Genomic DNA, 19,814 nt, shown 5'->3' with positions numbered 1-19,814 from the left:
AGGAGGCGCTTTTAAACCAAGAACATCACCATATGCTTTCCAAGGAATGGGATCAGCAGGGTTAGATATCTTAGTAGCGGCTAAAGAAGCAACAGGACTTCCAATCGTCTCAGAATTAATGGATGCAGAATACTTAGATGAATTTATTGAAAAAGTAGACTTGATTCAAATTGGAGCGAGAAATATGCAAAACTTCGATTTATTAAAGAAAGTCGGAAAAGCTACAAAGAAACCAATCTTGTTAAAAAGAGGATTAAGTGCCACTTTCCAAGAATGGATCATGTCGGCAGAATACATCATGGCAAGTGGAAATCCAAATGTTATCTTATGTGAAAGAGGAGTGAGAACATTTGAATCTTACACAAGAAATACATTAGATTTACAAGCAGTCCCAGTCATCAAAGAATTAACACATTTACCAATCATTATTGATCCAAGTCATGCTGGAGGAAAATGGTGGTTAGTGAATCCAATGGCAAAAGCAGCAGTAGCTGCAGGTTGTGATGGATTAATGATCGAAGTGCATAATAATCCAGAAAAAGCTTTATGTGATGGACCACAATCATTAAAACCAGCAAAATTTGAACAATTGATGAAAGAATTAAAACCAATCGCAGATGCTGTTGGTAAAGAAATTTAGGTGATAGAAATGGAAATGATCGTTAATTTAAGGGAACATAGTTATCCTATTTATATAGAAAAAAATATTTTAAATCAATCCAATGACAAAATTAAAGAAATCTTTAAAGGAAAGAAAATAATGATCATTTCTGATGATCGAGTTTATCCTTTATATGGTAATGTCTTGACTTCAAATCTTGAAAAAGATTTTGAAGTTGGACATGTCGTTGTTCCTCATGGAGAAAAGTCAAAACGCTTTGATATGTTACCGACACTTTATAAAGCTTGCTTAGATTTTAAACTTACTAGAACGGACTTAATTATTGCTTTAGGTGGTGGTGTTATTGGTGATATGGCAGGATTTGTTGCAAGTAGTTATTTAAGAGGGGTAAAACTTGTTCAAATTCCTACTTCTTTACTTGCTCAAGTGGATAGTTCAGTTGGGGGTAAAGTAGCGGTTGATTTACCAGAAGGGAAAAATCTGGTAGGAGCTTTCTATCATCCTTCCATGGTTTTAATTGATCCATGTACTTTAAAAACCTTAGATTCTCATTTTATTAGTGATGGAATGGGAGAAGTGATTAAATATGGATGTATTAAAGATAAAAAATTATTTGATCAATTAAATTCTTATCAAAATTTTGAAGAACTCTATGAATTTATTGATGAAATCATATATAATTGTGTCAACATCAAAAGAGAAGTTGTTGAAAAAGATCAATTTGATTTTGGTGATCGTCTTTTACTTAACTTTGGACATACTTACGCTCATGCCATTGAACAATACTATCATTATGAAAAATATTCTCATGGTGAAGCCGTAGGTATTGGGATGTATCAAATTACTAAACTTGCCGAAAGTCTGGATTTGACAAAAGCAGGATCTGCGATGCAAATTAAAGAAATCTTACACAAATTCAATTTACCTTTTGAATGCAAGATAGAAACAAAAAATCTTATTCAAGCAATTGCTTTAGATAAGAAAAATATTAATAATTCTTTATCTGTTGTTTTATTAAAAGAAATAGGAAAGAGTTATGTTTATCAAACAAATCAAGAATTTTTATTAAAAAAAGAAAGGGTATAAAATGAGTCAAATTAAGTTAATTCCTACAAAACTAAAAGGAAAAGTATCTGTTCCACCTTCAAAATCATTAGCACATCGTGCAATCATTGCAGCGAGTCTAGCTAAAGGTATTTCAAGAATAGATCATATTGAATATTCTCAAGATATCAAAGCAACAATTGGTGCCATGGAAGCACTAGGGACAATTATTGAACAACATGAAGATTATCTTATTATTAACGGTAATTACACATTTACTAAAAATAATACGATGCCAGGAGTCCAAATTGATTGTGAAGAATCAGGATCAACTCTTCGCTTCATGGTTCCTATTTCTCTTGTAAAAGAAAATAAAGTACGTTTTATAGGAAGAGGACAATTAGGGAAAAGGCCATTAGATACCTATTATGAAATCTTTGAAAGACAAGATATTGGTTATTTATACCGTGAAAATGTTTTAGATTTAAATGTTGTTGGAGAATTAAAACCGGATCTTTATCGTATACCAGGAAATATTTCTTCACAATTTATTACTGGTTTATTATTTGCTTTACCTTTATTATCATTTGATTCAATTATTGAAATTACGACACCTCTTGAAAGTAAAGGTTATATTGATTTAACGCTTCAAGTGTTAAAGCTTTATGGTATTGAAGTTGTTAATCATGAATATAAACAATTTATTATAAGAGGTAGACAAGAATATAAAGCGAGAGATTACCGTGTAGAATCTGATTTTTCACAAGCTGCTTTCTATTTAGTGGCAGGTGCTTTAGGAAACGATGTCACTTTACTTGATTTGAATTTAGATTCTTTACAAGGAGATAAAGCAACAATTGATTTTTTAAAACAAATGAATTGTGAAATTATTGAAAATGATGAAGGAATTAAAGTCGTCAGTCATGGTTTAAAAGCGACAACGGTGGATGCGAGTCAATGTCCTGATGTTATTCCTGTTGTTTCTCTTGCCTTAGCATTGGCAAGTGGACATAGTGAAGTTATTAATGCCGGACGTTTACGTATTAAAGAATGTGATCGTCTTCAAGCAACCGTAGAAGAATTAAATAAATTAAAAGCACAAGCAGTTGAACATGAATCTTCTATGGAATTAGAAGGGGTAGGCACTCTTATAGGTGGAAATGTTTCAAGTCATGACGACCATCGTATGGCAATGATGCTTGCCATTGCTTCAACAGTATGTAAGGAACCAATCATTATTGACAATAAAGGATGTGTAAAAAAATCTTATCCAAGCTTTTGGAAAGACTTTGAGATGTTAGGAGGAAAAATTGATGGGGGCAACTTATAAAAATAACCTAGAACTAACAATTTTTGGTGAATCTCATGGAAAAGCCATTGGTATTACCATTGGTAATCTTCCTAGCGGTATCCAAATTGATTTAGATGAAGTTGCGCGCGATATGAAAAGAAGAGCGCCAGGACAAAATAAAATGTCGACAGCTAGAAAAGAAGCAGATCAGGTAGAAATTTTATCTGGGTTACAAGATGGTATTACGACAGGAGCACCACTTACAGGAGTTATCTACAACAGTGATCAACATTCTAAAGATTATTCTTTACTTAAAACAAATATGCGACCAGGACATAGTGATTATCCAGCTTATATTAAATATAAAGGATTTAATGATGTTCGTGGGGGCGGTCATTTTTCTGGAAGAATTACTGCACCCATCGTTTTTGCAGGGAATATTGCAAAACAAATTTTAAAACAAAAAGGAATACAAGTAGGAGCGCATATTTTATCTATTGGAAAAATCAAAGATGAAAAGTTTCCTGTGGATGTAAATGATGACATGCTTTTAAAATTAAGTGAAAAACAATATCCAACAATCAAAGAGGGTGTTTTTGAAAAGATGGAAGAAGCGATTTTAAAAGCAAAAGAAAATTTAGATAGCGTTGGGGGCAAGGTAGAATGTGTAGCTTTACATGTTCCTGCGGGAATAGGAGAACCTTTCTTTGATTCCTTAGAAAGTCATTTATCTTCTTTAATGTTTTCAATTCCCGCTGTTAAAAGTGTTTCTTTCGGTGATGGGGAAAACATTGATGAAATGCTAGGCAGTGAAGCCAATGATTGTTATTACTATGATGAAGCTGGACATGTAAAAACCTCTACTAATCATAATGGGGGAATTACTGGAGGGATTACCAATGGTATGCCGGTAAGTTGTACCGTAACATTTAAACCAACACCTTCGATTGCTAAAAAACAAAAAACAATTAATATTGAAACAAAAGAAAATGTAGAATTAGAAATTAAAGGAAGACACGATCCTTGTATTGTTCAAAGAGCAGTCGTTGTCGTTGAAGCGATGATGGCTTTAGGAATACTTGATATGATGGGGGAATAAGTATGAAAGATTTAAAACAATGTCGTATGGAAATAGATGCAATTGATCAACAATTAATGGAACTTTTTGAAAAAAGAATGGCTCTTTCTAAAAGTGTTGTAGAATATAAAATTGAAAATAATTTAGAAATCTTTCAACCTGAAAGAGAAAGAGAAGTTATTGAAAAGAATCTTAATCGTTTAAGTAATGATCAATTAAAAGAATATGCAAGATGCTTTATTCAAGAAATGATGACAGTTTCTAAATCTTATCAATCAGATTTATTACCTCTTGAATTAGATGAAAATATTAAAACAGAATTTAAAAAAGATCCAGTTGTAGGTTATCAAGGAATTGCTGGAGCATTTTCACAAAGTGCGGTAGAAAATTTCTTTGGAGAGGGAACAAAGAATATTGGCTATAAAGACTTTGAAGATGTTTATGTTGCTTTAGAAAATGGAGAAATAGATTATGGGGTTTTACCTATTGAAAACAGCTTAACAGGTTCAATCAATGATAACTATGATTTAATAAGAAAATATGGTTTTTATATTGTTGGAGAAACAGCAGTTAATGTCAGTCAATGTTTAATGGCACTTCCAGGGACAAAGATAGAAGATATTAAAGAAGTTTACTCACATCCACAAGGATTAGCACAATCAAGTGAATTTCTATATCAACATCGTTGCATAGAACAAAGACCATTTCAAGATACAGCGATGGCAGCTAAATATGTAAAGGATTCAAACAATCCAACAAAAGCAGCGATTGCTTCACCACTTGCATGTAAACTTTATGGTTTAGAAATGTTGAAAGAAAATGTTCAAAACAAGAAAAACAACAGAACACGTTTTATGGTTATTTCTAAAGAATTGATTTGTCCAAAAGAAAGTGATAAAGTATCAGTTATCCTTACTTTACCACATCAAGTAGGAACTTTAGATAACATGCTACAAACAATCAAACAAAGTCAAATTAATATGGATCGTATTGAATCAAGACCAATTGAAACTCAATATTGGCAATATTATTTCTATATTGATTTTGAAGGAAATATGCATGAAGAAAAAATTCAACGTGCAATAAATAAAATGAAAGCAACCAGTACAACATTGAAAGTATTGGGAAATTATAAAAGGGCGTAAGAATGGAAAATATTATATTAGTGGGAATCATGGGATGTGGAAAAACCACAATCTCTAAATTATTATCAGAAAAATTGAAGATGCCAGTGATTGACATGGATGAATATATTGAAAAGAAATATCAATGTACCATTCCTGAAATGTTTAATATCTCCGAAGAATATTTCAGAGATCGAGAAAGTGAAGCTTGTTTAGATATGGCAAAATTAGATGGTTACATTATTTCTACAGGTGGGGGCGTTATTAAAAGAAAGAAAAACCGTGAGATTTTAAAACAAGCGGGGAAGGTATTCTATATTGATCGACCTTTAGATAATATTGTAAGTGATGTAGAAACAGCACATCGTCCATTATTGAAAAATGGACCACAAAAACTTTATCAATTATTTGATGAAAGACATGATCTTTATTTAGATAGTTGCCACTATCATGTAAATAATGACGGGACATTAGATGATATTGTTAATAAGATTATAGAAGATATTCAAAAATAGAATATCTTTTTTTTAACAAACAAGCGTGCTTATATCATAAATAATATAAGCACGAAAGTATAAGAAATAATAATTTAAGATTTTATGTCCTTAGATTTAATATATTCTTTAAAAAGTGTATAAATGATTGAAGTAAGAGGAATGAATAAAAACATACCTAAAATTCCCATCAAATTACCACCGATAATAACAGCGACAAAGACCCAGATAGAAGGAAGTCCCACTGAATTACCTACAACATGAGGATAGATGAAATTGCCTTCTATTTGTTGAAGGATTAAAAATAGAATAATAAAGGCAACAGCTTGTATTGGATTTACAATGCCAATCATAATAATTCCTATAAAACAGCCAATAAAAGCACCAAAAACAGGAATAAGTGCGGTGATTGCGATAATAATTCCCATCAATAAAGCATAAGGCATTTGTAAAAGAGACATAGAAACCACAAACATGCTACCAAGAATACATGCTTCTAAACATTGACCAGTAATAAAACTTGTAAAAGTATCGCTGGAAAGTTTTATGATTTGACAAATTTTTTTGGTTTTGTCTTCTCCTAATAAGGCTTGTGAAGTGGTTTTTAATTGTCTAGAAAGTTTTTCTTTAGAAAATAACAGATAGATTGAAAAAACAAAGCCAATAAAGAAAGAAGAAAGACTACTTACTGTATTGGTAAGTATAGAAAACCCAGAGTTAAATAATGGTTTCCAGTTTTTTATAAGTTGATTAAAAATCTCAGCTAAATCAAAATCTAAAGAAACAAGTGAATCTATAATACTTGTAAAACTTCCGTTCATGATATTTCTATTTGTTTTTAAGAAATCTATGAGATTTTCATAAGCTATAGGAGCTTGTTTCATAATCATTTTGATAGAAAGAATAAGTTCTGGACCTACAATAAAACAAATAAGACCAATAAAAAGAACAATTAATAAAAACATAGTGATAAAAGATAATATTCTTTTATTCTTCTTGATGTTTTTATAAAGTGTATTTTCTAATTGATGAATTATAATATTTAAAACAAAGGCAATTGCAAAACCAATTATAAAAGGAACAAGAAGTTGCCAAATAGAAGCTAAAAAACCAATTACTTTAGAAAAATAGAGAATAACAAATAAAACGACTCCAGCATATGTAATGGTTAAGATATTTTTTTTTGTTTCTTGATTTATTTTCATAAGTTCACCTCATCTTTCTATTATAATGGCAAATGTGAACTGCATATGAAAAAAACAGATAAATATCATCTTAGTCAAGATGATACGTTTTTAATCGAAACGGCTTCACCATTACATGACATTGGAAAAATTTCCATTCCTAATGAAATCCTTAATAAACCAGGAAAACTGACGGAAGAAGAAAAAAGAATCATGCAAGATCATGCCGTTATAGGAGCTAAAATGTTAGAAAATTTACTTTTCTATAAAAATGAGCCACTTGTAAAATACGCACGTGAAATCTGTCACTATCATCATGAAAGATATGATGGAAAAGATTATCCAGATGGTTTAGTAGGAGATGCATAAGTACGGTACACCTTATCAGGTTGTGAAAAGGATAAACCTTAATTCAAGAGAGGATATGAAGTTGTTACGGGAAGTATTAAAAATCAGTGATTATGACAACGAGGATGAGTAGCCTTTTTCCTCTTACGAAAAGATACAGCAAACAAGAGGAAATAAGAATAAGTGTGTTCATATGTCATAAAAACAGTAACTAAAACATTAAAATCAAAATTTGTATGGAAAGCTTACTTGATATTTTGCGCTCACAGGAGTATCATCAAAGCATGAAAGGAAAGTAAACTTTCCATTTTTTTTTAGAAAGGAGCATGTTGTGAAAAATCGTTTGGAAGAATTACGGAAACAAAGAGGAATTAAACAAGAAGATTTAGCTTCTGCTCTTGAAGTATCTCGTCAAACAATAGGTTCTTTAGAAAATGGACGTTATAATCCCTCTATTATATTGGCATTTAAAATTGCAAGGTACTTTCAAATGAGCATTGAAGAAATTTTTATCTATGAGGAGGAAAGTGAAGATGAAAAATAAGGGTCAGATTTGGTATATCGGTTATATTGTTTCGTTGTTTTTGATTATGATAATTTTGGTTATAGATTTTCCCAAAATGGTAGATCTTGGACTTGCTATTTTATTCAGTGTCGTTTTTGGCGTTTCTCATGTTCAAATTTTGCACGATAAAATGATGCAGACTACAAAATCAATGTTATGGACGAACGGAATGTCATAATCAAAGAAAAAGCGGGAAATATAACAAATATGTTTAACACAATACTGTTAGGGGTGGCAACAGTTATATTTATTTGTTTAGACTACATCATTCCAGCTATTATTGTCGGAAGTATCATTGCAATCCAGCCGATTATTTTAATCATTATCAGTAGTGTGCTTGAGAAAAAAATGTAGAAATAAAGGTTCATACAAATAATAAGAAAAGGGAGGTACACGCTTTTGTGCAATCTCCCTTGTTCTTTTGCTGTCATATCAAGGCTCATTCAATCCTGGTAAATTCGTGGTAAAATAATTGCTTTTTTGATTGATGAATAGTCCTTAAATACCGTATTTACGCGGATAATCTGATTTTTGTATTAAGTTTAATAGAAATCATCTGATAATGCTTATGATCAAATCTATGATAAATTAAAGGATAGTTCTGTTATTAAACAAACAGGATTGAAACATGTTACAGTTATGCGATCATATGAAGATAGGGAATCTGACACTTATTTGATTGCTTGGCAAAGTGAAAATGGTAAATACATAACTTCATTCCTTAATAAAAATAAAAAAGTAGAAATAACCGATGTACATTAGAACATTCAATTAAATTGGATGTTTTTTTTGCAACTTTGTAGAATTAGACTTTGTAGAATTATGATGTGAATTGTTTAAAAAGTACTATGAAAATGTTATAATGGACACAAAATAGGGGGATTTTATGGAATTGCTTATGATGGTGTGTTTTATCTATTGTTTTTTGATAGGTATGTGTGTCGCTAGTTTTATGAATGTTGTGATTGATCGTGTTCCCCGTGGAGAGAATTTTGTATCAGGTAGAAGTCATTGCGATAGTTGTGGTAAAGTAATAGCTTGGTATGATTTGATTCCTGTTGTGAGTTATTTGGTTTTAAGGGGAAGATGTCGTTATTGTCATAGTAAAATACCTGTTAGAGGCTTTTTTATTGAAATCTTTGGTGGGTTGAGTGGTGTTTTTTGTTTTTATCGTTTTGGTTTTGAGTATGAAACGATATTGATGTTTGTAATAGCTATGATATTATTGGCGATTACGATGATTGATTTTGACACGATGATAATCCCTGATGGATTAAATATTGCTATGTTTCTTGTTTGTCTTGTTTTAATGTTTGTTAGACAAATGAGTTTAGTGGATAGTACTATTGGCATGTTTTGTATTAGTCTACCAATGTTTTTAATGAATCTGGTGATACCAGATTCATTTGGTGGAGGGGATATTAAATTGATGTTTGCTAGTGGGATTGCACTAGGATGGAAATATAGTTTATTAGCTGCTTTTATTGGTATTTTAATAGCAGGTATTTATTGTATTTATTTGATTTTAACGAAGAAAGTGGATAAAAAGGGGCATATTGCTTTTGGACCTTATTTATCCATAGGAATATTTATAGCTTTATGTTATGGTTATGAGATTATTTCTTGGTATTTAAATTTATTGATGTAAGAAGGTGAGGATGTGGCAACTTTTAAATATGTAGCGAAAGATATGGCTTCTAAGGTTCAAAATGGAACCAAGGATGCAGATGATCGTAATGAGCTTGTTAGGAAATTGAAAGATCAGGGGCTTTATTTAGTTGAATTACAAAGCAAGCAATGAATCAATATCGTTTAAAATATAAAGAGCTTGCAAATTATTCAAGAGAAGTTGGGACCATTCTTGCTTCTGGTTTATCTTTGATTCGTACGTTTTCGATTATGGTAAGACGTGAAGATAATAAAAAGATTAAAAAGATTTATGAAAATATTTATGTAAAGCTATAACAAGGCTATACTTTGTCGTATGCTGTGGAAGCTCAAGGTGTTGCTTTTCCTTATTTAATGATTCAAATGTATCGTTCAGGAGAAGCTATTGGTTCGATGGATAAGACAGCTTTAATTATGGCTGATCAATATACAAAAGATCATCGTATTAAAGGTAAGAAAAAGTCAGCAATGACATATCCTATTATTTTAATTATTGTCACAATTCTTGTTTTATTAATCGTTTATTTAATGGTATTACCTTCATTTTTTGATATTTTTAAAAATGTTGATTTGCCTTTAATTACACAAATTAATATTGGTATTTCTCATTTTATCCAAGATTATTGGTATTATCTTATTTTAATATTTGCTTTTCTTATTGTTGGTTTTATGGCTGCTTTGAAAATAAAGAAAGTAAGATTTAAAGTAGATAAACTTAAAAACAAAACGCCATTATTTGGTAAACTTATGATAACGATTTATACAAGTCGTTTTGCTAGAATATTATGTTCTTTATATACAAATGGGATGTCTATTGTTAATGCGTTAAATATTGCAAAGACAACCATTGGAAATGTTTATATTGAATCACAATTTGATAGTGCTATTAAAAAGATTTGAAATGGGGAAACCCTTTCTCAATCTTTAAAAGATATCGAAGGTTTTGATGTGAAGCTGACAAGTAGTATTTATGTTGGTGAGGAAAGTGGGCGCCTAGAAACAATGCTTACAAATCCTGCTGATGATTTTGATTTTGGAGCTGAACAAGCATCTGAACGAATGGTTACTTTGATTCAACCAATTATGATTATTTTTTTAGCGTTGGTTATTTGTTTAATCATTATTTCAGTATTATTACCAATTTATACATTGTACAACAATGTAGGAAATATGTAGGAGGAAGATTATGGATACAGTTGTATTTTTATCAACAAGTGGATTACAAATGATACAAGGAAATGTTTCAAAAAGCCAAATTCATATTTCTTCTTTTAGAGAATATGCCTTTATTGAAGGAACGATGGTAGATGGAAAGATTCTAGATGATTAACCTATTAGAGATATTCTTTTAGAATTAAAGAAAGAACATATTGATTCTGTAAGACTGGTTGTTGATAGTGGACAAATTTTAGTTAAGTGTACCATGTTACCAAAAGCAAATCATCGTCAAATGATTCAATTTGTACAAGATGAATTTGTTGATGTACAAAGTCAATATGAAGATTTACTTTATGACTATACGATTTTAAAAGAAAAAGTTGAAGATAAAGAAGGTCAACTTGTCTTATGTGCGTCTTTAGAAAGAGAGTTTTTAAAGCCTTATATTGATTTATTTAAAGAGATGGGTATTTCTATTTCTTCTATTGATATTCTAACAAATTCTGTAATTAAACTTACAGAATCTATTGATAAGTTAAAGAATCAATCATACATCTTAACAGCAATCAATGGTCAAGATGTCAACCATTATTTATTTATCAATGGACAATATGAAATTACCAACAGAACACGTGTTTTCTCTGATCGAGGAACAGTTGCTTTTATTACAGAATTATCCAATTCTCTTACTAAATTATTACAATTTACTAAAGGGACTTATAAAGACCAACAATTATCTCAAGTCTATTTTGCTGGATTAGAAAAATATGAGGAAGATTTACTTATGTCTACTATTTCAGCAAATCTAGATATAAAAACATCACAATTTGAACCTAAAAATTATACATGTGATAGTAATAATGGATTTCCTATTCATCAATATCTCATGGTAGGAAATTTATGGACATGTATAAGGGAAACTATGATAAGTTGCATCGAAGAACAAAGATGAATAGAAATAACTTTATTTATGCAGCAATTATTACAGGAAATTTAGATTTAATCAAAGACTTACCAGAAAGAGATGAAATCGATATGTGTGAAGGAATGGAAAGAATGGCAGAAGGATTTAGAAGTGAAGGAAAACTAGAAGAAAAGAGAAATACATTAAAAGAACAATTAGTCATTAAATTAGGAGCTGTTTCAAGTCGTTTAGAAGAATAACTTACAAATGCATCACTTGAAAAATTAAATGTATTAACGCGTAATATATTTGATATTACAAGTGAAGAAGATGTTTTAAGAATTATTCATTAGAAAAAAAGAATTCAACTGTTAGAAATAATGGTTGGATTTTTTTAATTATTTTTTCTAATTGTGTAAGAGCTTTCAATGGTTCGCGCTATTGTGTTAAAATAATGATAAAGGTGGGATTGAAATGGATGATTTTTTAAGAGAAATACAAACCTCTCTATTTAGAGAATGGATCAATAATCAAAAAAGAGATTATTATCATCTTCATCAAAGTGAAACAGATCCAGATGCAATTATTATAGAAAATGAATATTGTTATAGTTATGTAACATTTAATCCACAATGTATTATTGAATTATGTGTAATGAATAAAAGAACAGATGAAATGGCTTTTTATCTCCATTTTCAATTCAAAACACTTAAACATGCCATTTCTTTGTTTGAAGAAATGGATCAATGTATTAAAAAAATGATAGATCAACCGATCTGTCGACTTTTACTATGTTGTAGTGGTGGAATGACAACAGCCTTTTTTGCAGATAAAATAAAAAATGGTATTAAAGTATTAAATTTAAATATGGAAGTAGCTGCTACTTCTTATCAAAAAATATATAATGTTGCTCAAAATTATGATGTGATTTTACTTGCACCACAGGTATCTTATGTTAAATTACAAGTTGAAAAAGTCTTTAAAAATAAACTTGTTTTAAAAATACCAACACAAATATTTGCTTCCTATAATGTTGGGGCGTTGATTACTTTTGTAGAAGAATCTTTAAAACATAAAGAAAATAAATATAATGGTTATGTTGAACCATTAGCTTCAATGATGGAAATAAAGACAAATAAAAATGTTTTAGCGGTATCTATTAACGCTAATGGTGAAAATAGTCATATTTCTTATCGTTTATATAATTCACATCAAGATATTGTCTTAGATAGTAATATTATTAAAAGTAATATTAAACTTCAAGATGTATTGGATGCTTTGGATACAGTTGTTTTACAAAATGAAATGATTGATGTGATTTCTATTGCTTTACCGGGTGTTATGGTTGAAGGAAATGTTTATTCAGGGATTATAGAAGGTGGTAATCATCAATTAAAAGAACGCTTAGAAAAAAGATATGAAAAAGAAATTTATTTAATTAATGATGTTAATGCCGCGGTTGTTGGTTATTATGCTTCACAAAATGAATATAAATCACTTGCTTTTTTATTTCAACCGATTGGACGTATGGCTGGAAGTGGGATTGTTGTAAATGGACAACTCGTAAGGGGAATGGATCACCTTGCAGGTGAAGTAGCACTGTTACCTTTAAAGCTTTCGGATAGTTATTTAAATCTTGCTAATACTCCAGAAGGAACTTTAGAATTGGTTACTAAAAATATCATGAGTATTATAGCGGTTGTATCACCAGAGGCAATAGTTGTTTATAGTGACTTGATTTTAGATAGTCAAGATGTTAGTGATGAAATAAAAAAATCATTGAGTCAATACTCTTTAAAAGTGTATCCAAAGATTATTAAAGTGGAAAATATTTTAGAATATATATTATTAGGAACTATGATTTTAAGTGCAAAGGAGTAAGAAAATGAAAATTATTTGGCATGGACATTCATGTTTTGAAATAACAGGAAAAGATGGAACAATTATTTTTGATCCTTATCAAGCAAATTCAGTTCCGGGATTAAATCCTTTAAAATTGAAGGCAAATCTCGTATTATGTTCTCATGAACATGAAGATCATAATGCAAGAAATTGTGTTGAAACAACAGCTAAAGATTTTAAAGTAACATGTATTGAAACGTATCATGATCATCATCAAGGAAGTCGTCGTGGTAAAAATACGATTCATATTGTTGAATTTGAAGATATGAAGATTGTTCATATGGGAGATATAGGTTGTATGATGGATGATGTTTCAAAGCTTAAAAACTGTGATGTCTTGATGATTCCTATCGGCGGGTATTATACAATTGATACCAAAGAAGCTTTAAAATATATTGAACGTATTCAACCACGTATTGTCATACCAATGCATTATCGTAGTCATGAATTTGGTTATGATGTATTATCAACTAATGAAGAATTTATTCAAAAATCATCAAATATTGTTTATGTTGATGATTATTTAGAAGTTCATAAAGAAACAAAAGGACAAACGATTGTATTTAAAAAACCAAGGAATTAATTTTCCTTGGTTTTTGTTGTAATCATTAATAAAAGAATACTTACAAAGATCATAACAAGAGCGATGATAAAGGCATAAATATAAGAACCAAAGAAATCATAAATATAACCAACCATTGATAATGAAATGGCAGCCCCAACATTAGAAGCAAAAGAAATCGTTGGAAATGCCCTTGCATAATTTTTAGTCTTAAAGAAATATTTGGTAAGTAAAGGAACAGCAACAGCTCCTAAAGAATAACATGAACCAAATAAGAAAGCACCAATAATAAGAAGTGTCATAGAACGCCCAATTATTAATAAGACAATTCCTAAAATATTCACTGTAATCATCATTAATGTGGCTTTTATTTCACCAAAATGATCGCTTAAACTTCCAATAACTAATTTAGAAACAATATTACCCATCATTCCTGAAGATAATAAAATCGCACAAGAAGTTAACGGAAAGCCTAAAGATTCACCATAACCTGGTAAATGTTGAGTCACACTTGTAATACAACTAATCAACATACCAAAAATGAAGAAAGAAATAAAAGAAACGGACATAAAATGGAATGAAGATGTTGTTTGATTTTGGGCTGTTTCTTGCTTTTCTTGATAACCATAAGGAAGCAATCCCTCATCTTTAGCGTTCATAGAAAATGGATAAAGAACAGCTGGTAAACATAAAAGTAAAAGAATAACCGCTTTTAATAGATATCCCATTTGCCAATTAAAAGAACTAATAATACTTGATAAAACCGGAGAACAAAGAGTTCCACCTAGACCACTAAAACCAAAGGCAATACTTGTAGCGAGACCGTGTTTTTTTTCAAACCAACCATTGATAATCATAGTAATTGGTACAATAGAAAAAAGACTTGTCGACATTCCACGAATTATTCCTAAAATATAGAAAGAGATGGCATTTTTTCCTAGTGCCATAGCGGCAGTTGAAACAACAGCAACAATTACACTGATTGTTAGAATCTTTTTAAAAGAAAATTTTTGATATAGTTTTGGTACAAATAATGACATGATAGCAGTTGCTAGCGAAAAAAGTGTCATATGCATTGAAAATGTACCTCTTAACATATGTAAACTTTTTGAAACAGGTGTATAAAAAACACCTGACGAATTAATTGAAATACCAATCGATGCTGCAGCTAAACCACAGCAACAAATTAAAACGGACCAATGTTTTTTCATAATGTGTCCTCCTTTTCTGATTCCATTGTATAAAGAAATTTTTATAATGTCTAATACTTATAATTTATGTTTTTAATGCTTTTTAGGCATTGAAACAAATGTGATTAAATTGCTTTAATTTTTTAAATAATCGTATTAAAATAGTTATCAGTAGGGGGATAAAGAGATGAGATTAGAAAAAGTACTTAAAGAAATGCAAAAAAGACAATTAACACATTTAATTATTAATGATCCATCATCAATTGATTATTTAATCAATTATAAAAATAATCCAGGTGAAAGAATGTATTTACTTCTTTTATCAAGTGATGGACATCATAAATTATTTATGAACAATTTATTTTATTTAGATCATGAACTTGATATTGAACAAGTATGGTATAGTGATACAGATAATTATCTTCAATTACTTGCAGATGAATTTGATGGAGCATGTTCTATTGGAATCGACAAAAACTTTCCAGCAAGATTCTTAATTCCTTTAATGAATTTAGTAGATGAATGTCATTTTGAATTAGGATCTGAATGTGTTGATCGTGTGAGAATGATCAAAGATGAAAAAGAACAACAACTCATGATAGAAGCTTCAAAAATTAATGATTTAGTTGTCGATGAAGTCATTAATATTTGTGCTAAAGGTAATTTAACAGAAGAAGAAGTTTCTAAACAACTTGAAGGAATTTATCAAAAACATGGTTGTGTAGGAAATTCCTTTGAACCAATTGTTGCCTATGGTAAAAATGGAGCGGATAATCATCACAGTGGAGATGATAGCCGTTTAAAAGCTGGTGACAGTATTGTTATTGATATTGGTGGATTGTATAAAGGTTATTGTAGTGATATGACAAGAACTGTTTTCTATAAAGAAGTATCACCAAAACAAAAAACAGTTTATGAACTTGTTTTAAAAGCACAAAAAGCAGCAGAAGCAATGATTAAACCAGGTGTTAGACTTTGTGATATTGATAAATGTGCTAGAGATATCATTGCTGAAGGTGGTTATACGGTTGAATTTAACCACCGTTTAGGACATTTCATTGGACGTGACGTTCATGAATGGTGTGATGTTTCACAAAACTTTGATTTAGAAGTTCAAGAAGGAATGACTTTCTCTATTGAACCAGGTGTTTATTTACAAGGTGAATTTGGAGTTCGAATCGAAGATCTTGTACTCGTTACAAAAGATGGATGTAAGGTCTTAAATAGTTATCCAAAAGATTTAAGAATTATTGGTAATGACTAATAAAAAGCATAGGTTAGATAATCTAATCTATGTTTTTTTTAATACTCTAAAAATAAATCAAGTGTTTTAGAATGATTTTAATGATACAAAGCACCACTTGCCCTTAAAAGACCAAGATTTAATTTATTAGATCATTTAAAACAACTTCATGTAGAATTTACTTTAGAAAGTAAAGTTATCAAAATTAATTAAGATGGTATTGTTTATAAAAAACATAATCAATTAGAAATACTTTATCATTTTGATACGATTGTTTTAGCTTTTGGTTCAAAAGCAAATTAAAACCTTTATTAAGAAATAAAAAATGAACATGTTCATTTAATTGGCGATGCAAGTAAAGCTAGTGACGCTAAAAAAGCTATTTTTGAAACCACTCAACTTGCTTTGAAACTTTAGGAAGGGTAAACCCTTTCTTTTCTTTTTCAAATTATGAAAATAGCATCATCTTTAAAAAATTATGTTAGAATATATTTTACGATTAGGGAGGAAGAAATATGTCACTAAAAGCAAAATATAATTTTTTACATTTGTTTTATTGGTTTACTGGATGTTGTATTAATGGTTTCATTGCCGTTTTCTTACAATCAAAGGGTTTATCAAATACGGAAATTGGAATTGTGACAGGTGGTTCTTGTGTTGCTACAATTTTCCTATCACCCTTTATGTCATCTTTAATTTCTAAAATTAAAGGCATGACAATCAAAAAATTAATGACATTTTTAATGTTAACAACAGTTTTATTATATATTGCGATGGCTTTTTTACCAATACCAGCCTTTTTAGTTATGATTTTCTATGTCATCATGTATGCATTAAATATGTCAACAGTACCTATGCTTACGATGATAGCAATGAATTATATCAATGAAGGAACATATGTTAACTTTGGACTTGCGCGTGGAATTGGTTCAGCTTCGTGGGCGACAAGTGCTTTGATTTTTGGGCAAGCCGTTTCATTTTTAGGAGCTAATATTTTATCAATTGCCTACTGTGTCTTTGCTTTAGTGACATTATTTATTTTATATCATTTACCTGAATCAAAGATTACAAAAACAAAAACAGAAGAAGTTCAAGAAGAAGGCTCTGTTGTTACTGTTATTAAAAAATATAAAATCTTCTTTTTCTTACTTTTAGGTTTTTGCTTTATGTTTTCTGGAGCAACAGCGATTGGTACTTATTTAATTAATATTGTTAAAAGCTTAGGTGGAAATACGTCGCTTTATGGGGTGGCTATGTTTGCTATGGCCTTTAGTGAATTACCAGTCATGATGACTGTACCAAAACTTATGAAGAAATTTAATAGTGTGACCCTTATTTTAGTGGCTTCTATTTTCTATATTTGTCGTAACTATACTATTGGGTTAGCACCGAATCTTATTGTTTTAATTATTGGAATGATGTTCCAAGGACTTTCTTATGGATTATTTACAGGGGTTATTACTTACTATGTTACTTATAATCTAGATACCCAAGATCAAATGTCAGGACAAACAATGATTGGTATTATGACATCAGGGATTGGCTCAACTTTAGGAAATGTTTTAGGTGGTATTTTACAAGATACTATAGGTTTAAATGCGTTATTCACTTTTGTTTATTTAATGACAGCTCTTGGGGCCGTTATTATCTTTATTTGTAAATTTGTGAGTATAAAAGTCAAAAAATAACTTGCTTTTACTTAAAGACTTTGATACTATCAAGATGTTGAATGAGGGAGTAGTACACGTCTTAAGACGCGGTTTGTCAACATCATGGCGTAAGCCTGGCAAATCTTAAAGAACGAGACTCATGCATAAGTTTTTTATGCATGGGCCTCTTTTATTTTAGGAAGAAAGGAATTTGGTATGAGTTTATTTATTGAAATCTTTTTGATTGGGGTAGGTCTTTCAATGGATGCTTTTGCAGTATCTATTTGTAAAGGTTTATCAATGAAAATGATAAAAAAGAGAGATGTTTTTATTATTGCACTATTTTTTGGAGGCTTTCAGGCTTTAATGCCTTTTATTGGATGGTTTTTAGGAAAAGGTTTTGAAAGTTATATTACGAGTATTGATCATTGGATTGCTTTTATTTTATTAGGTATTATTGGTGGTAAGATGCTTATTGATGGAATTAAAGCAGAAGATGATGAAGAAACAGGAGAATTTAAATTAGATTTAAAGGAATTATTTCTACTTGCGATTGCAACATCAATTGATGCTTTAGCAGTAGGAATTACATTTGCTTTTTTAGATTATCCAATTGTGGAATGTATGAGTATTATTGGTTGTACAACTTTTATTATTTCTTTTATTGGCGTTTATATTGGTAAGATTTTTGGGTCAAAATATGAACATAAAGCAGAAATTGCTGGTGGTATTATTTTAATTGTGATTGGTTTAAAAATTTTATTAGAACATTTAGGTCTATTTTAAAGGAGAGAAAATTATGACAAATGTATTTGTATCATTATTAGTTCTTATTGTTGGTTTTATTTTATTAATGAAAGGAGCGGATTTCTTTGTAGAAGGAAGTTCTTCTATTGCCACAAGATTTCATATTCCTTCATTAATCATCGGTTTAACAATTGTGGCTATGGGAACAAGTTTACCTGAATGTGCTGTCAGTATTACAGCTTCGATGGATGGAAATAACGCTTTAGCGGTAGCAAATGCCGTAGGTTCTAATATTTTTAATTTAATGGTTGTTTGTGGTATTTCTGCTTTATTTGTACCGATTGCAGTGCAAGTAAATACGCTTAAAAGAGAATTTCCATTTTCTGTTTTATGTGCTATTTTATTAATGATCTTAGGTTATTTTGGGATGATATTAGGACATATTGATGGAATTGTTCTTTTGATTTTATTTGTAGGATATATTGTTTACATGATTGTTTCGGCTAAAAAAGCCATGAATACATATCAAGAGGAAGAAGAAATTAAAGTTATTTCAATGGGATTAAGCTTGGTTTATATTGTTGGTGGAGCAATCGCTATTAAATTTGGTGGAGATTTTGTAGTAGATAGTGCTTCCAATATTGCTTTATCTTTAGGAATGTCACAAAACTTAGTCGGTCTTACCATTGTTGCTCTTGGAACTTCTTTACCAGAACTTGTTACTTCAATGGTAGCTGCTAAAAAAGGTGAAGTAGATATGGCTCTTGGAAATGTTATTGGTTCAAATGTTTTTAATATTTTATTTGTTTTAGGTATTGCAGCAGCAATTAGTCCAATTACTTTTATCTTTGAAAATATTATTGATATTCTTATTTTAACAATTTTTTCTTTAATAGTTTTATATTTTGGATTTACGAAACATAAAATTGATCGTAAAGAAGGAATTATTATGCTTCTTCTTTATGTCGCTTACTTAGTCTATATCATTATACGTTAGAGAGCATTGCTCTCTTTTTTTTGTTGCTAAAAGAAAGAAAAACA

At 30.1% G+C, this 19,814-nt stretch carries 25 protein-coding genes and 1 pseudogene; 24 read left to right on the top strand and 2 right to left on the bottom strand.

Annotation, left to right across the window (positions count from 1 at the left end; translation table 11 throughout):
- The 6 genes from aroF to C7U55_RS10415 all read left to right on the top strand — a co-directional run.
- Positions 1-640, top strand: a 640-nt coding sequence (aroF, locus tag C7U55_RS10440; protein ID WP_106988507.1) for a 3-deoxy-7-phosphoheptulonate synthase, incomplete at its 5' end; no start/stop codon positions are given.
- A gap of 9 nt (positions 641-649) precedes the next feature.
- Positions 650-1,708 carry a 3-dehydroquinate synthase gene (gene aroB / locus C7U55_RS10435; RefSeq protein WP_106988506.1) on the top strand — a complete coding sequence of 353 codons (1,059 nt, stop codon included), beginning with the start codon at positions 650-652 and terminating at the stop codon, positions 1,706-1,708.
- A gap of 1 nt (position 1,709) precedes the next feature.
- The gene (gene aroA, locus C7U55_RS10430; RefSeq protein WP_106988505.1) at positions 1,710-2,996 is read left to right on the top strand and encodes a 3-phosphoshikimate 1-carboxyvinyltransferase; all 1,287 of its coding nucleotides are present in this window, start codon (positions 1,710-1,712) and stop codon (positions 2,994-2,996) included.
- On the top strand, positions 2,980-4,056 hold the full coding sequence (aroC, locus tag C7U55_RS10425) for a chorismate synthase (protein WP_106988504.1): 1,077 nt from the start codon (positions 2,980-2,982) through the stop codon (positions 4,054-4,056). The genes aroA and aroC overlap by 17 nt, the downstream gene beginning before the upstream one ends.
- A gap of 2 nt (positions 4,057-4,058) precedes the next feature.
- Positions 4,059-5,180 (top strand): prephenate dehydratase, encoded by a 1,122-nt coding sequence (pheA, locus tag C7U55_RS10420; RefSeq protein WP_106988503.1) that lies wholly within the window; start codon positions 4,059-4,061, stop codon positions 5,178-5,180.
- A gap of 2 nt (positions 5,181-5,182) precedes the next feature.
- Positions 5,183-5,674, top strand: a complete 492-nt coding sequence (locus tag C7U55_RS10415) for a shikimate kinase (protein ID WP_106988502.1) — start codon at positions 5,183-5,185, stop codon at positions 5,672-5,674.
- Positions 5,675-5,748: 74 nt separating this feature from the next.
- Here C7U55_RS10415 and C7U55_RS10410 read toward each other — a convergent pair whose 3' ends face one another.
- The gene (locus tag C7U55_RS10410; RefSeq protein ID WP_106988501.1) at positions 5,749-6,858 is read right to left on the bottom strand and encodes an AI-2E family transporter; all 1,110 of its coding nucleotides are present in this window, start codon (positions 6,856-6,858) and stop codon (positions 5,749-5,751) included.
- Between the two features lie 45 nt (positions 6,859-6,903).
- Here C7U55_RS10410 and C7U55_RS10405 point away from each other — a divergent pair, with 45 nt between their 5' ends.
- The 14 genes and pseudogenes from C7U55_RS10405 to C7U55_RS10360 all read left to right on the top strand — a co-directional run bounded on the left by C7U55_RS10405 (position 6,904) and on the right by C7U55_RS10360 (position 13,965).
- Positions 6,904-7,206, top strand: a complete 303-nt coding sequence (locus C7U55_RS10405; RefSeq protein WP_106988500.1) for an HD-GYP domain-containing protein — start codon at positions 6,904-6,906, stop codon at positions 7,204-7,206.
- A pseudogene (locus tag C7U55_RS14010) lies at positions 7,196-7,318 on the top strand (helix-turn-helix domain-containing protein); the annotation flags it as partial. The gene C7U55_RS10405 and the pseudogene C7U55_RS14010, both read left to right, overlap by 11 nt.
- 198 nt (positions 7,319-7,516) lie before the next feature.
- A complete protein-coding gene (locus C7U55_RS10395; RefSeq protein WP_002340535.1) occupies positions 7,517-7,729 on the top strand; it encodes a helix-turn-helix transcriptional regulator in 213 nt (70 codons plus the stop codon).
- A complete protein-coding gene (locus C7U55_RS13805) occupies positions 7,719-7,928 on the top strand; it encodes a hypothetical protein (protein WP_204638427.1) in 210 nt (69 codons plus the stop codon). The genes C7U55_RS10395 and C7U55_RS13805 overlap by 11 nt, the downstream gene beginning before the upstream one ends.
- Positions 7,929-8,636: 708 nt before the next feature.
- Positions 8,637-9,398, top strand: coding sequence for a prepilin peptidase (locus tag C7U55_RS10385; protein ID WP_106988499.1), 762 nt, complete (start codon positions 8,637-8,639; stop codon positions 9,396-9,398).
- A 12-nt stretch (positions 9,399-9,410) separates the two neighbouring features.
- On the top strand, positions 9,411-9,551 hold the full coding sequence (locus C7U55_RS14005; RefSeq protein WP_227280061.1) for a hypothetical protein: 141 nt from the start codon (positions 9,411-9,413) through the stop codon (positions 9,549-9,551).
- Positions 9,548-9,715 (top strand): hypothetical protein, encoded by a 168-nt coding sequence (locus C7U55_RS14000; RefSeq protein WP_227213664.1) that lies wholly within the window; start codon positions 9,548-9,550, stop codon positions 9,713-9,715. The genes C7U55_RS14005 and C7U55_RS14000 overlap by 4 nt, the downstream gene beginning before the upstream one ends.
- Positions 9,716-9,727: 12 nt before the next feature.
- Positions 9,728-10,318, top strand: coding sequence for a type II secretion system F family protein (locus tag C7U55_RS13995; protein ID WP_239985196.1), 591 nt, complete (start codon positions 9,728-9,730; stop codon positions 10,316-10,318).
- A gap of 48 nt (positions 10,319-10,366) precedes the next feature.
- Positions 10,367-10,594, top strand: coding sequence for a type II secretion system F family protein (locus C7U55_RS13990; RefSeq protein ID WP_239985195.1), 228 nt, complete (start codon positions 10,367-10,369; stop codon positions 10,592-10,594).
- Positions 10,595-10,604: 10 nt separating this feature from the next.
- A complete protein-coding gene (locus C7U55_RS13590; protein WP_155522388.1) occupies positions 10,605-10,748 on the top strand; it encodes a hypothetical protein in 144 nt (47 codons plus the stop codon).
- A gap of 93 nt (positions 10,749-10,841) precedes the next feature.
- Positions 10,842-11,528, top strand: coding sequence for a hypothetical protein (locus C7U55_RS10375; protein ID WP_106988498.1), 687 nt, complete (start codon positions 10,842-10,844; stop codon positions 11,526-11,528).
- Positions 11,525-11,740, top strand: coding sequence for a hypothetical protein (locus C7U55_RS10370; protein ID WP_106988497.1), 216 nt, complete (start codon positions 11,525-11,527; stop codon positions 11,738-11,740). The genes C7U55_RS10375 and C7U55_RS10370 overlap by 4 nt, the downstream gene beginning before the upstream one ends.
- Positions 11,741-11,954: 214 nt before the next feature.
- Positions 11,955-13,361, top strand: a complete 1,407-nt coding sequence (locus tag C7U55_RS10365) for an ROK family protein (protein ID WP_106988496.1) — start codon at positions 11,955-11,957, stop codon at positions 13,359-13,361.
- A 4-nt stretch (positions 13,362-13,365) separates the two neighbouring features.
- Complete coding sequence (locus tag C7U55_RS10360) at positions 13,366-13,965, top strand: MBL fold metallo-hydrolase (RefSeq protein ID WP_106988495.1); 600 nt, start codon at positions 13,366-13,368, stop codon at positions 13,963-13,965.
- On the opposite strand, the gene C7U55_RS10355 is transcribed toward C7U55_RS10360, so the two are convergent.
- Positions 13,962-15,155, bottom strand: a complete 1,194-nt coding sequence (locus tag C7U55_RS10355; RefSeq protein ID WP_106988494.1) for an MFS transporter — start codon at positions 15,153-15,155, stop codon at positions 13,962-13,964. The genes C7U55_RS10360 and C7U55_RS10355 overlap by 4 nt on opposite strands.
- A gap of 166 nt (positions 15,156-15,321) precedes the next feature.
- Here C7U55_RS10355 and C7U55_RS10350 point away from each other — a divergent pair, with 166 nt between their 5' ends.
- From C7U55_RS10350 to C7U55_RS10335, 4 genes are all read left to right on the top strand, one after another.
- Positions 15,322-16,398 carry a M24 family metallopeptidase gene (locus tag C7U55_RS10350; RefSeq protein ID WP_106988493.1) on the top strand — a complete coding sequence of 359 codons (1,077 nt, stop codon included), beginning with the start codon at positions 15,322-15,324 and terminating at the stop codon, positions 16,396-16,398.
- A 494-nt stretch (positions 16,399-16,892) separates the two neighbouring features.
- Positions 16,893-18,065 carry an MFS transporter gene (locus C7U55_RS10345; protein ID WP_106988492.1) on the top strand — a complete coding sequence of 391 codons (1,173 nt, stop codon included), beginning with the start codon at positions 16,893-16,895 and terminating at the stop codon, positions 18,063-18,065.
- Between the two features lie 177 nt (positions 18,066-18,242).
- On the top strand, positions 18,243-18,812 hold the full coding sequence (locus C7U55_RS10340; RefSeq protein ID WP_106988491.1) for a manganese efflux pump MntP: 570 nt from the start codon (positions 18,243-18,245) through the stop codon (positions 18,810-18,812).
- Between the two features lie 13 nt (positions 18,813-18,825).
- Positions 18,826-19,770 (top strand): calcium/sodium antiporter, encoded by a 945-nt coding sequence (locus C7U55_RS10335; protein ID WP_106988490.1) that lies wholly within the window; start codon positions 18,826-18,828, stop codon positions 19,768-19,770.
- Positions 19,771-19,814: the final 44 nt, after the last annotated feature.

It is taken from the genome of Faecalibacillus faecis, from assembly GCF_003024675.1.
GTDB classification, from domain to species: Bacteria; Bacillota_I; Bacilli_A; order Erysipelotrichales; family Coprobacillaceae; genus Faecalibacillus; species Faecalibacillus faecis.
The sequence above is the reverse complement of the archived record's forward strand: the minus strand, read 5'-3'. Positions and strand labels throughout refer to the sequence as shown.

What these genes read in the sequence shown, in the direction of transcription:
- aroB (WP_106988506.1), top strand. Translation starts at nt 650, where the DNA reads ATGGAAATGATCGTTAATTTAAGGGAACATAGTTATCCTATTTATATA.
- aroA (WP_106988505.1), top strand. Translation starts at nt 1,710, where the DNA reads ATGAGTCAAATTAAGTTAATTCCTACAAAACTAAAAGGAAAAGTATCT.
- aroC (WP_106988504.1), top strand. Translation starts at nt 2,980, where the DNA reads ATGGGGGCAACTTATAAAAATAACCTAGAACTAACAATTTTTGGTGAA.
- pheA (WP_106988503.1), top strand. Translation starts at nt 4,059, where the DNA reads ATGAAAGATTTAAAACAATGTCGTATGGAAATAGATGCAATTGATCAA.
- C7U55_RS10415 (WP_106988502.1), top strand. Translation starts at nt 5,183, where the DNA reads ATGGAAAATATTATATTAGTGGGAATCATGGGATGTGGAAAAACCACA.
- C7U55_RS10410 (WP_106988501.1), bottom strand. Translation starts at nt 6,858, where the DNA reads ATGAAAATAAATCAAGAAACAAAAAAAAATATCTTAACCATTACATAT.
- C7U55_RS10405 (WP_106988500.1), top strand. Translation starts at nt 6,904, where the DNA reads ATGAAAAAAACAGATAAATATCATCTTAGTCAAGATGATACGTTTTTA.
- C7U55_RS13805 (WP_204638427.1), top strand. Translation starts at nt 7,719, where the DNA reads ATGAAAAATAAGGGTCAGATTTGGTATATCGGTTATATTGTTTCGTTG.
- C7U55_RS10385 (WP_106988499.1), top strand. Translation starts at nt 8,637, where the DNA reads ATGGAATTGCTTATGATGGTGTGTTTTATCTATTGTTTTTTGATAGGT.
- C7U55_RS14000 (WP_227213664.1), top strand. Translation starts at nt 9,548, where the DNA reads ATGAATCAATATCGTTTAAAATATAAAGAGCTTGCAAATTATTCAAGA.
- C7U55_RS13590 (WP_155522388.1), top strand. Translation starts at nt 10,605, where the DNA reads ATGGATACAGTTGTATTTTTATCAACAAGTGGATTACAAATGATACAA.
- C7U55_RS10375 (WP_106988498.1), top strand. Translation starts at nt 10,842, where the DNA reads ATGTTACCAAAAGCAAATCATCGTCAAATGATTCAATTTGTACAAGAT.
- C7U55_RS10370 (WP_106988497.1), top strand. Translation starts at nt 11,525, where the DNA reads ATGAATAGAAATAACTTTATTTATGCAGCAATTATTACAGGAAATTTA.
- C7U55_RS10365 (WP_106988496.1), top strand. Translation starts at nt 11,955, where the DNA reads ATGGATGATTTTTTAAGAGAAATACAAACCTCTCTATTTAGAGAATGG.
- C7U55_RS10360 (WP_106988495.1), top strand. Translation starts at nt 13,366, where the DNA reads ATGAAAATTATTTGGCATGGACATTCATGTTTTGAAATAACAGGAAAA.
- C7U55_RS10355 (WP_106988494.1), bottom strand. Translation starts at nt 15,155, where the DNA reads ATGAAAAAACATTGGTCCGTTTTAATTTGTTGCTGTGGTTTAGCTGCA.
- C7U55_RS10350 (WP_106988493.1), top strand. Translation starts at nt 15,322, where the DNA reads ATGAGATTAGAAAAAGTACTTAAAGAAATGCAAAAAAGACAATTAACA.
- C7U55_RS10345 (WP_106988492.1), top strand. Translation starts at nt 16,893, where the DNA reads ATGTCACTAAAAGCAAAATATAATTTTTTACATTTGTTTTATTGGTTT.
- C7U55_RS10340 (WP_106988491.1), top strand. Translation starts at nt 18,243, where the DNA reads ATGAGTTTATTTATTGAAATCTTTTTGATTGGGGTAGGTCTTTCAATG.
- C7U55_RS10335 (WP_106988490.1), top strand. Translation starts at nt 18,826, where the DNA reads ATGACAAATGTATTTGTATCATTATTAGTTCTTATTGTTGGTTTTATT.